At 46.9% G+C, this 10,892-nt stretch carries 7 protein-coding genes; 6 read left to right on the top strand and 1 reads right to left on the bottom strand.

Going from position 1 to position 10,892, the window contains the following annotated elements:
- Positions 1-33: 33 nt before the first annotated feature.
- Positions 34-915 (bottom strand): NAD(P)-dependent oxidoreductase, encoded by an 882-nt coding sequence (locus tag BBC0178_RS08690; protein WP_257787879.1) that lies wholly within the window; start codon positions 913-915, stop codon positions 34-36.
- 484 nt (positions 916-1,399) lie between these two features.
- Here BBC0178_RS08690 and BBC0178_RS08695 point away from each other — a divergent pair, with 484 nt between their 5' ends.
- From BBC0178_RS08695 to BBC0178_RS08725, 6 genes are all read left to right on the top strand, one after another.
- Positions 1,400-2,449: an NAD(P)-dependent alcohol dehydrogenase gene (locus BBC0178_RS08695; RefSeq protein ID WP_078039865.1), complete on the top strand. Its 1,050-nt coding sequence runs from the start codon at positions 1,400-1,402 to the stop codon at positions 2,447-2,449.
- Positions 2,450-2,802: 353 nt separating this feature from the next.
- On the top strand, positions 2,803-3,201 hold the full coding sequence (locus tag BBC0178_RS08700; RefSeq protein WP_078040436.1) for a (R)-mandelonitrile lyase: 399 nt from the start codon (positions 2,803-2,805) through the stop codon (positions 3,199-3,201).
- 1,330 nt (positions 3,202-4,531) lie between these two features.
- Positions 4,532-6,793 (top strand): TonB-dependent receptor domain-containing protein, encoded by a 2,262-nt coding sequence (locus tag BBC0178_RS08710; RefSeq protein ID WP_078040437.1) that lies wholly within the window; start codon positions 4,532-4,534, stop codon positions 6,791-6,793.
- Between the two features lie 63 nt (positions 6,794-6,856).
- Positions 6,857-8,680 carry an alpha/beta hydrolase gene (locus tag BBC0178_RS08715; RefSeq protein ID WP_149867463.1) on the top strand — a complete coding sequence of 608 codons (1,824 nt, stop codon included), beginning with the start codon at positions 6,857-6,859 and terminating at the stop codon, positions 8,678-8,680.
- A gap of 7 nt (positions 8,681-8,687) precedes the next feature.
- Entirely contained in the window at positions 8,688-9,617 is a 930-nt protein-coding gene (locus tag BBC0178_RS08720) for a siderophore ABC transporter substrate-binding protein (protein WP_078039868.1), read from the top strand.
- A gap of 102 nt (positions 9,618-9,719) precedes the next feature.
- Positions 9,720-10,703: an ABC transporter permease gene (locus BBC0178_RS08725; protein WP_210326489.1), complete on the top strand. Its 984-nt coding sequence runs from the start codon at positions 9,720-9,722 to the stop codon at positions 10,701-10,703.
- Positions 10,704-10,892: the final 189 nt, after the last annotated feature.

Here is a 10,892-nt window from a genome sequence, read left to right on the forward strand (position 1 = left end):
GCCAATTGCAGCAGATGAATGACTGTCACGAGACTATTGCGGGAGCCTCTTGATCAGGCTTGATGTATCGAGCCGGCCGCCATTTTCTGCCTGAATATCGGCATAAAACTGGTCGATCAGAGCGGTGACGGGCAAAACCGCGCCGTTAGCGCGCGCTTCATCAAGGCAGATGCCGAGATCTTTTCTCATCCAGTCGACAGCAAAACCGAAATCGAACTTGCCTTCAACCATAGTGGTGCCGCGGTTTGACATTTGCCATGAACCGGCCGCCCCCTTGGAAATGACATCAAGAACCTCGTTCATATCAAGACCGGCTTTTTTGCCGAAAGCAAGCCCTTCGGCAAGACCCTGAACCGCACCGGCAAGGCAAATCTGGTTGACCATTTTGCACAATTGCCCGCTACCGCTTTTTCCAAGCAGCTTTACCGAAATGCCATAGGCTTTCATGACATCGGCAGTTTTTTCAAATATATCCTTCTCACCACCGCACATAATGGTGAGTTTGCCGTTTTCTGCACCGGCCTGACCACCTGAAACCGGCGCGTCGATAAAACCGATGCTGCATTTTTTGGCTTCCTCTTCAAGCTCGCGGGCAACTTTTGCCGAATCTGTCGTATGGTCGACAAAAACACTCCCCCTTGCCATTGTTTTGAACGCGCCATCCTTGCCGGTTGTGACTTCTCTTATATCATTGTCATTGCCGACACAGGCAAAAACAATATCCTGCCCCTTTGCCGCTTCGGCCGGTGTATCGGCTTTTTTGCCGTGAAACTCCTCCACCCATTTTTCCGGCTTTTTTGCCGTGCGGTTATAAACCGTCACATCATGGCCGGCCTTTTTCAAATGCCCTGCCATAGGATAACCCATCACACCCAAACCGATAAAAGCCACTTTTGCCATTTTGCTACTTTCTATTTTGCCGTTCGATTATTTTGCCGTTCAATTATTTTTCATTTGTCGGGTTTTATGAAAAATATTCATAAGCCCAATGATCTTGATAGAGCTTATCAAATTCATCTTGAAGAATATAGTTGTTATTAACAGGAAAAAGAATTGAGCCCGAAACAACCGGAAATAGAATTGACGCTTTCTATTTGCGGTTAAACCGTTTCATTCTTGACCGTCATTTTCTTGGGGAAACCGGATTTAAAAAGAGCGGAATTTTTTAAACAAGAATTGCGCTTATAAAACCGCTAGAAAAAGCGAATAATTGCTTGAGCAAGGAAAGAGGATGAAACCGGATGATTTCAATTTCGGATGAAATACCGCCGCTTGAGCTTTAAAAAAAGCCGGAGAAGTAAAAACGGTATTCAAAACCGGAAAATAAAAAAGTAAAAAACAAAAAAGCAAAATGAAGAAAAACCGATAGTAAAACAACTATTCAAAGGACATTTCCTATATGTTTACATGTGATGCATTTGCCGTTGACGGAGCTGACCAGACCTTCCACCCTTTCACATTCGAGCGGCGTGACCCGCTTGACCATGATGTGGATATTGAAATTCTCTATTGCGGCGTTTGCCACTCCGACCTTCACACCGCGCGCAGTGACTGGGCGGGCACACTTTATCCTTGTGTTCCAGGTCATGAAATTGTCGGTAAGGTGCGCCGCGTGGGCAAAAAAGTAACCCGTTTCAAAGAAGGTGACACGGTGGGTGTGGGCTGCATGGTCAATTCCTGCGGAACGTGCGATTGCTGTCGCGCCGGACTTGAACAATATTGCGAAAAGGGCAACACCCTTACCTATAACAGCCCAGACCCTGAAACCGGAAAAGACCGTTATACTTTCGGCGGCTATTCCAAACGCATTGTGGTGAACGACAACTTTGTTTTGTCGGTGCCGGAAAATCTTGATCTTGCAGGAGCCGCACCGCTCCTTTGCGCAGGCATTACCACCTATTCGCCCTTGCGCCACTGGAAAGCCGGTAAAGGCATGAAAGTGGGTGTTGCCGGTCTTGGCGGTTTGGGGCATATGGCGGTGAAACTTGCCCACGCTATGGGGGCGGATGTGACGATGCTCACCACCTCGCCTTCCAAAGAAGCCGATGCGCGTCGTCTTGGTGCCCATCATGTGGTTTTGACACGCGACAGCGAGAACCTCGCAAAAGCGGCAAAAACGCTTGATTTGATTATCGACACCATTGCGGCCAAGCACAATATCGACGCTTATCTCGACCTTCTTAAAGTCAATGGCACATTGGTGCAGGTCGGTGCACCGGCCGAACCTTTGCCGGTTGGCGTTTTCAACCTCATTATGGCACGTCGTTCGTTTGCCGGCTCTTGCATTGGCGGCATTGCCGAAACACAGGAAATGCTCGATTTTTGTGGCAAACACAACATTACCGCCGATATAGAACTTATCAAAGCACAGGAAATCGACAAGGCTTATGAACGCATGCTCAAAAGCGATGTGAAATACCGCTTTGTCATTGACATGGCGTCATTCTGAAAAACGCTTGTGTTCTAAAAATTTTATTCCGGAAAAAGGTTTTAAGTCGAGAAAGCGGGGCGAGCAACAAGCCCCGCTCACAACAAGCCCCGCTCACAACAAAACTTGTTGGCGCTTGGCTTGACCGAGCGAGCGAAAGCCCAAACCGGCAAAGCCCCTGCTCTTTCAGCCAATCATGTTTATGCGCTTTCAAAGACTGTTTGGAAAAGTGTTTTTGCGGGTACTGTTCATGCGCTTTCAAAGAACGTTTGGAAGAATGTTTGGGAGAATGTTTTTGTTGGCAGCGCTTGAATATTGAAATCCAAAGCAAAGCCGGAATTCATAACCAAACTACATTTCAGGGAAGAAAAACAATGGAAATTAAAAGAAGTGGCAGCCGCCCTTCCGGCAAAGTTCCGGAAGAGTTTTTTACCGGTCGGGTGAGACTTGATCCGGCAATCGACCCGCATCAAGGGTCTAACCTTCTTGCCGGTCATGTCACCTTCGAGCCCGGAGCACGCACGCATTGGCACACGCACCCGAAGGGGCAGGCTTTGATTATCACATTCGGGCGCGGGTTTATTGGCCGTGAAAATGGAGAAGTCAAGGAAGTTTTTGCCGGTGATATTGTCTGGTTTGAAGCGGGTGAAAAACATTGGCATGGTGCTTCCCCCGACACGGCCATGTCACATTATGCCATACAGGAAACAGTGGATGGCAAAAGTGCCGACTGGATGGAAGAAGTGACCGATGAGCAATATAAGGGAAAGTAAAGAAAGCTGAATTCCAAAACCTTGCACGTCATCAAACCTCTGCATTTCATAAAGTGCTGAAATTATAAAATGCTAAAAAGACCGGCAAGAAACTTGATTGCTCCCTTTGGGCAAATGGTGGGCAAGTTTCCTTGAAAAGTGTGACAAAGTTTCTTGTTTTCCTTGGAAACTGTTACGAAGTTTCTTGCCGAAAATGAAAATCACCCATCGAGAGCCTATTGCCTTCAACGTGGCGTGCATCAATTCAAAGTCGTTTTTTAAAAACGCGGGCTTTTTGGAAATTGGATTTTTTTGGAAATTCAAACTTCGAAAAGCCGCTTCATATTTTGCTGTTCCGCCCACCTGTTTTTTAAAAGCCAAATCGTAACCGATTGAATCAAGTGTTATGTTGCAAACTTGCAGGGCACAAAGCCCTGATTTTTGACCGACAAGAACGGAAAAGAACGGATCATGCCGGTTTAATGCCGGATTATAAAGGCTTAAAATTTTTGGTTCTTTTCATGGACTTTCTTTAAATTTATCTCCGATTTTCTCGCCGTTTTTTGCTATTTTTTCTGATTGTCGTTCATAATATTTCAACCAAATAACAGGCACTCTATCGAGTGAATTTCGTATCTGATCAAAAATATAACGATCGTTCCCTTAGCGATTCGAAAATATATTTTATTTCACCCCTATAAATAAATAGTAGAACGATAAATGAAAAACTATCCACATGCCGGAAGTTGCATTCTATATTTCATGAATTTATTTTTTTCGCGTCTAAGCTCCTATTATTAAATGTTTTTTACAGTATATTCGAACTATTCTAAAACTTGAGTGTTGACATTAGGTTTAAATATTTTTTTAACTGTTTCTCAATTCTATACCTTTTTTATCAACTTTAAAATTCGAGGGATTGCGTATGTCGATCGGGTACGGTGAAGGAGAACATTTTTCAGACGATCAGGAATTTTCGTCTTGTCAGAATGTAATGACGGAAAAGAAAATTTTGAAAAGCCACCGAGACATGGCTGCCCAAAGCTTCAGAGCGGAAAACGAAAGTGGTCGGGGGAAAGAATTCAGTGCGGGTGAAAGCTTCGGTGGGGCAAAGAGTTTCAGAGCAGAAAACGAAAGCGGTCGAGGGAAAGAATTCAGTGCGGGTGAAAGCCTCTCGGGGGCAAAAGGTTTCAGAGCGGAAAACGAAAGCGGTCGGGGAAAAGAATTCAGTGCGGGTGAAAGCCTCTCGGGGGCAAAAGATTTCAGAGCGGAAAACGAAAGCGGTCGGGGGAAAGAATTCAGTGCGGGTGAAAGCTTCTCGGGGGCAAAAGGTTTCAACGCAAGCCGGAAAATGTTGGTTGCACTTGCTTGCAGCACGTTTTTTTCAACAAGCCTGTTTTTTGATGGCGCAGCTTTTGCCGAGACCGTCAATAACGAATTAAAAATTGCCAATAATGGCAAAGAAAGCAAACCCTCTCTTGCGAAAAAAAAGCAAAACGCGACGGGGGAAAAGGCGGAAAGTGAAGATAGTGAAGCCACTTCGAATTCTGCTGCTGCCGCTTCGGCTGATAATCCCGCTCCACTTGCCGATGAAGGTACAATGTTACGCCAAGTGGTGGTAAGTGCGACCGGCTTCGAGCAGAATGTGAAAGATGCACCGGCCAGTATTTCGGTGATCCCGCGCGAGGAAATCGAAAAAGGGTCGTTCCGCGATTTGACCGATGCCTTGAGGAATGTTCAAGGTGTTGCAGTGACGGGAACGGCTGCCGAACAGGATATTTTCATTCGCGGGCTTCCCGGTGCCTATACGCTTATTCTGGTTGACGGCAAACGTCAGAGTACGCGTGAAGCACGCACCAATGGCAATTCCGGTTTCGAGCAAAGTTTCATTCCGCCGGCTGCCGCAATCGAGCGGATTGAAGTTGTGCGCGGGCCGATGTCGTCGCTTTACGGTTCGGATGCAATGGGTGGTGTTATCAATATTATCACCCGCAAAGTGCCGCACAAATGGACCGGTTCCTTTACCATTGATGGCACGGCAAACCAGTACAGCAAATTCGGCAATACCGCTCAAGGAAGCTATTATGTCGGCGGCCCTCTGGCGCCCGATGTTGTGGGAATGCAGCTTTGGGGAAGAGGTTTGGGGCGCGAGGAAGATGATATTATTTCCGGTACGCCGAAGAAAAAGGAAATCGACATTACCGGCAAAGTTACCGTAACACCGGACGAAAACAACGATTTAACCTTTGAAGCCGGTCACACGAGGCTGCGCCGCTATAGTTCGGTGGGCCACAATATCGAGCGAACCGAAAATATCAGCCGCAAACCGGTTGACACCTATAACAAGAATGATCGCGACCATTGGGTTGTCGGCTATACCGGCCGTTACGGCTTTACCACTGCCGATTTTTCCGTGTTGCAGGAAACCGCAAGCCGCACCAATTACACATGGGACAGCCCGACCCATGATTATGTTGCCAATTTGCGTTCGCCGGAAATAAGGAACACCGTTGTCGATGGCAAATTTACTACCCCGTTCGACATTTTTGGCCGCCACACATTGGTAACAGGCGGGCAATTCAACCGTGGGGCATTGACCGACCAGAACCCCGGTATGCGCACCGGACTTGATGAAGAATTTACCATCGAACAATGGGCCGGTTTTGCCGAAGATGAATGGTGGCTGACCGATACATTCTCGCTAACCGGCGGGGTGCGTATGGACCACCACCAGATTTATGGCGAACATTGGAGCCCGCGCGGTTATGCTGTTTGGCATGCCACCGACAATCTGGTTTTCAAAGGCGGTGTTTCAACCGGTTTCAAAGCACCGGAAATTCGTGAAATTGCACCCGGATATGCTTATACAACCGGAGGTGGTAACTGCTTTTACGGGCGCAATCCCCCGAAAGGGCGCAACCGCTGCGGTGTGATTGTCGGTGCCGACAATCTGGAAGCGGAAAAAAGTACCTCTTATGAATTTTCCTCCATTTGGGACAATCTTGATAATCTCGAATTGGGGGCAACCTATTTCTACACCGATTTCAAAGACAAAATCACCAACCGGCAGGTTCTGGATAGCAATGGCAATCCGGTTGAATGGTCGGTTGACCCGAATTATGTGCTTTATGAAAACCTCAATATCGACGATGCTGTGATGCAAGGGGTGGAGCTTACCGGTTCGTGGAAACCGATTGATGTTTTGACTATCCGTTCCAACTACACCTACACCCATTCCGAACAAAAGAGCGGCGATTATGAGGGGCTGCCTTTGGCAAGAACGCCAAAACACATAGCCAATCTGCGCGCCGAATGGCAAACACCGATTGAAAAGCTCGAAAGTTTTGCTGCCGCAACCTATCACGGCAAGGAAACCAATGCGGGTTTTAGAACCGGTACTGCCGGTAAGGCGGTTTACAAAAACGGCAAAATTGTCGGCCGTGAATATGATGATTATGTCACCTTCGATATTGGCGGTTCTTACGCTTTTTCCGAAAATGTCAAACTGAATGCCGCAATCTACAACCTGTTTGACAAAAGTGTCGGTGTTGACCAGTTCAATGATGTGGTGGAAGGCCGCCGCCTCTGGTTGAGCATGAACTCGCAATTTTAATGCCCTGATGAACAGAGTGATCAACTCTTGAAGGACAGGATCAATTTTGAAAGTTCGCGTTTGATGAAAAACATCAAAAACATCATGTGCCGGTTTTTTAAAAACCGGCCTTCCCTGTTTCCGGCAAATGGCCTTTTTCCAAAGAATGTTTTTGCTCCGGCAAATTCTTTAACTCTGGAAAACGCTCCTTTTCAGGCAATTGTTTTTGTTCGTGAAAAATCTTTGGCTTTGGCAAAACTTGAAAATTTGGCGGAAGCCCGAAGTTTGGAAAGCTGCTTCTCCGGAACGCGCCGGTTTATTTCAAGCCCCCGCTTTGTGAGGGAAAAACAGGGGGTAAATGTTCGGGTAGAAAGAATGGGAATTGTTACGGGAGAAAGAGCGGGAATTGTTCCGGCTGAAAAGGCAGGAGATATTCGGGCAGAACAGGCAGAAAATGTTCCGGCTGAACGGGCGGGAATTGTTACGGTTGAAAGGACGGGAATTGTTCCGGCTGAAAGGACAGGAATTGTTACGGCTGAAAAGGCAGGAGATATTCGGGCAGAACAGGCAGAAAATGTTCCGGCTGAACGGGCGGGAATTGTTCCGGCTGAAAAGGCAGGAGATATTCGCGCACAACGGGCGGGCGTTTGCCGCTTGCAAGTCTTGCCATTTTCCCGCGTTCCACTTTCCTGCTTTTCATTTTCCTGCTTGAAGATGTCTGCTCTTGTTGTTGCCGGCCTTTTTTTCGGCCTTTCCTGTAGTTTTGCGAATGTGACAAACGAACATACAGAAAAAATGCGCATCCTCACCAAAGATATAGACGTTTCTTTTGTGGATGGACATATTGCTTTGTTACCAACGGATGAAGCGCAAAATCCGGCTGGCAACAAAGAAGATGAAAAGGAAAACAAAGCAGAAAGCCCGACAAAAACCGGCGGGGAAAAGTCGGACGAGCTCAAAACAAGCGACGGGTTTCATGGCGCCGGGAATAACGGTTCTGAGAGCGCCGTGCTTGAAAATGCTGATGAAAAAAGTGATCAAGGGATAAACACCGCACAGGCAACAAGCGAAGAAACAATCAAGGCTGGAAAGAGGCACGAAAACGGCGAGATAAGGCGCTATCGCCTGTTTATTGCTGTGCCGGAAAAGCCGGCACCAAGAGAGGGCTTTCCGCTCGTTCTACTCCTTGATGGCAACACGACATTCAAGCCTGCAATCAGGCAAGCACCCGATGCCGTAATTGTGGCAATCGGCTATTCCACCGACGAGAAAAAAGAGATTGTAAAACGCCGCTTTTATGACCTCACCTCTTATGCACCGGCCGATAAAATTCCGCTGCGTGAAGGCATGGAAGCGCCAAAAACCGGCGGCGAAGAAGAATTTCGCAGCCTTATCGAAAAAAAGATTTTACCCGAAATATTGATGGAATTGCCGGTCAATCGCAACAATATCACCTTCTTCGGCCATTCGCTTGGCGGGCTTTTTGTGATGAAGAGTTTTTTATCGGCCGAAAGTCACGGTTTTTCTACCTATTGTGCTGCCGACCCGTCAATCTGGTGGAACGGGCATGAATTTATGGAAAAACTTGCCGCCTATAACAAGCCGGAAGGGTTAAAATCACGACTATTGATTGAAACATCGGGCATTAAAACCCATCATAAGAATGTGACTGAACCGAATAAAAAGCCGGTTAAGGATTTACATTCCGGTCCGAATGGCAAAGATGTTTCAGAGATTTTGAGAAAGGCAAAGGCAGTTGACAACACGTTTTACAGCTTTTCCGATAAAAACCACGGCACAATGCTTTCGCCTGCGATCAAAGACTGTCTGCAATTCGCGTTGAATGCAAAAAATTTCAAACAACAAAAATTTCCCCCAAACTCCCTTCAACCAGTCGAAAAGAAATGAGGTAAAAATGATTAATAGACGTAATACTCTCGCCGCACTGCTCTTTGGTGCACTGGCTTCCGTTTTGTCATTTCAATCACCGGCAAGTGCCGATGTTGTCATCAAACATGCCGCCGGTGAAACCTCTATTCCCGATAATCCGAAACGGGTTGTGGTGTTCGACCTTGCCACGCTCGACAATATGAACCGGTTAAAAATTGATAATATTGTGGGTGTGCCGGAAGGGATAAAGCCGAAATATCTCGAGCAATATAATGATGCAAAATACACCAAGGTCGGAACCTTGTTTGAACCCAATTATGAGACAGTGGCAAGCCTGAAACCTGATCTTATCATTATTGCCGACCGTTCGGCAGCGAAATTCAACGATCTTGCAAAAATTGCCCCGACAATCGATTTGTCAGTCAACAACAATCATTATCTTGCCGATGTTGATCGCAATGTGACAATTTTAGGCCAGATTTTTAACAAGCAGAAAGAAGCAAAAGACGAAATCGACAGCCTTAACAAAAAGCTTGAAGAGGTAAGGAAAGTTGCGGCTGACAAGGGAACAGGCCTTCTTGTTATGACCACCGGTGGCAAAATTTCCGCCTTCGGGCCGGGATCGCGTTTCGGCCTGTTGCACTCCGGTTTTGGTGTCAAACCGGCGAACGACAAACTGGAAGTGGGCAATCACGGGCAGATGATTTCACCCGAATTCATTTTGGAAACCAATCCCGACTGGCTCTTTGTAATCGACCGTGATGCAGCGATTGGCCGCGAAGGGGAAGCGGCTGCAAAATTGCTTGATAATGCCCTTATCAACAAAACCAAAGCGGCAGAGAACAAGCATATCGTTTATCTCGACCCGCAAAACTGGTATCTCATCGGTGGTGGACTTTCGGGTCTTCATGAGACAGCCGATCAACTTGATGACGTATTTTCAAAAGCAAAATAAGCATTTAGCCTGTTGTTGACTGAAAAAGTCATGAAACGGGTTGATTGTTTCAAGCTTTAACGCTTAAACATCGGAAGCAGCAGATTGATCTGCCGGCTTCTGATGTTTTTTAATCGGGTAAAGATTGAAGTGCGCGCTCTTATTATTGGCATAACGGTTATTATCGTCCTGTCGATTATCAGTATGTTTCTGGGGTTTTCCAGTGTTACCCTCTCCGGCCTTCTTGCCGGTGACGAGCACAGCTTCCTTGTATTTTTCCAAACCCGTGTTCCGCGCACCATTGCGCTTATTCTTTCAGGCGCTTCACTTGCCCTTGCCGGCATGATTATGCAAATGCTGACAAGGAACCGTTTTGTCGAACCTTCAACAGCGGGAACTGTTGAATCGGCCTCGCTCGGTATTCTTGTGGTGATGATATTTGCCCCCGGTCTTGATGTGATTTTAAAAATGCTGGTGGCAGCCCTGTTTGCGCTTTTCGGCTCGCTCATTTTCATGTTTTTGTTGCGGCAAATCCCGCTTAAATCCGTACTGATTGTGCCGCTAACAGGTATCATGCTCGGCTATGTGATTGGTGCGCTTACAAATGGCATTGCCGATCAGGAAATGTTGTTGCCTTCGCTGCAATCCTATCTTTTTGGCAGCTTTTCCATGGTGGTTGAAGGCAAATATGAATTATTATGGCTGTCGTTGCCGCTTTGCCTTATTGCCTATCTTGCGGCCGACCGTTTTACCGTTGCCGGTTTTGGCGAGGATTTTTCAAGTAATCTCGGCCTTGATTATAAAAAAGTTATGCTTTTCGGCCTTGTCATTATTTCCATGATAACGGCAACCGTTATCTGCACTGTCGGGCGGATACCCTTTATCGGCCTTGTCGTGCCCAATATCGTCTCTATCGTCATGGGCGACAATATGCGCCGCACAGCACCTTTTGTCATGATAACCGGTGCGGGACTGGTGCTTACCTGCGACATTCTCGGCCGGTTGATGAGCAAATCGGCAGAAATACCGGTTGGAACCATTATGGGCGTTCTTGGCAGTGTGCTTTTCATCGCACTTCTCTTGAAATGGAGAAAGCGCCTTGGTTAGAACAACACCGGACAATAACAAGCCCGCTCTCAAAGGTGAGAAACCACAAAATGCGGCCGGAAAAGACGTTGCCGGAACAAATGCGGTCGAGTCCGGCATTGCCACACCCGGCCTTCTTGAAACCGATAATATCGAAACTGCAATTGGCGAGGATAATTTCACAGAAACAGAAATTATCGAAACGGATGC

Origin of the sequence: Ditibartonella apihabitans, from assembly GCF_002007485.1 — a bacterium.
Taxonomy (GTDB): domain Bacteria; phylum Pseudomonadota; class Alphaproteobacteria; order Rhizobiales; family Rhizobiaceae; genus Bartonella; species Bartonella apihabitans.

What these genes read in the sequence shown, in the direction of transcription:
- BBC0178_RS08695 (WP_078039865.1), top strand. Translation starts at nt 1,400, where the DNA reads ATGTTTACATGTGATGCATTTGCCGTTGACGGAGCTGACCAGACCTTC.
- BBC0178_RS08700 (WP_078040436.1), top strand. Translation starts at nt 2,803, where the DNA reads ATGGAAATTAAAAGAAGTGGCAGCCGCCCTTCCGGCAAAGTTCCGGAA.
- BBC0178_RS08710 (WP_078040437.1), top strand. Translation starts at nt 4,532, where the DNA reads ATGTTGGTTGCACTTGCTTGCAGCACGTTTTTTTCAACAAGCCTGTTT.
- BBC0178_RS08715 (WP_149867463.1), top strand. Translation starts at nt 6,857, where the DNA reads ATGAAAAACATCAAAAACATCATGTGCCGGTTTTTTAAAAACCGGCCT.
- BBC0178_RS08720 (WP_078039868.1), top strand. Translation starts at nt 8,688, where the DNA reads ATGATTAATAGACGTAATACTCTCGCCGCACTGCTCTTTGGTGCACTG.
- BBC0178_RS08725 (WP_210326489.1), top strand. Translation starts at nt 9,720, where the DNA reads ATGTTTTTTAATCGGGTAAAGATTGAAGTGCGCGCTCTTATTATTGGC.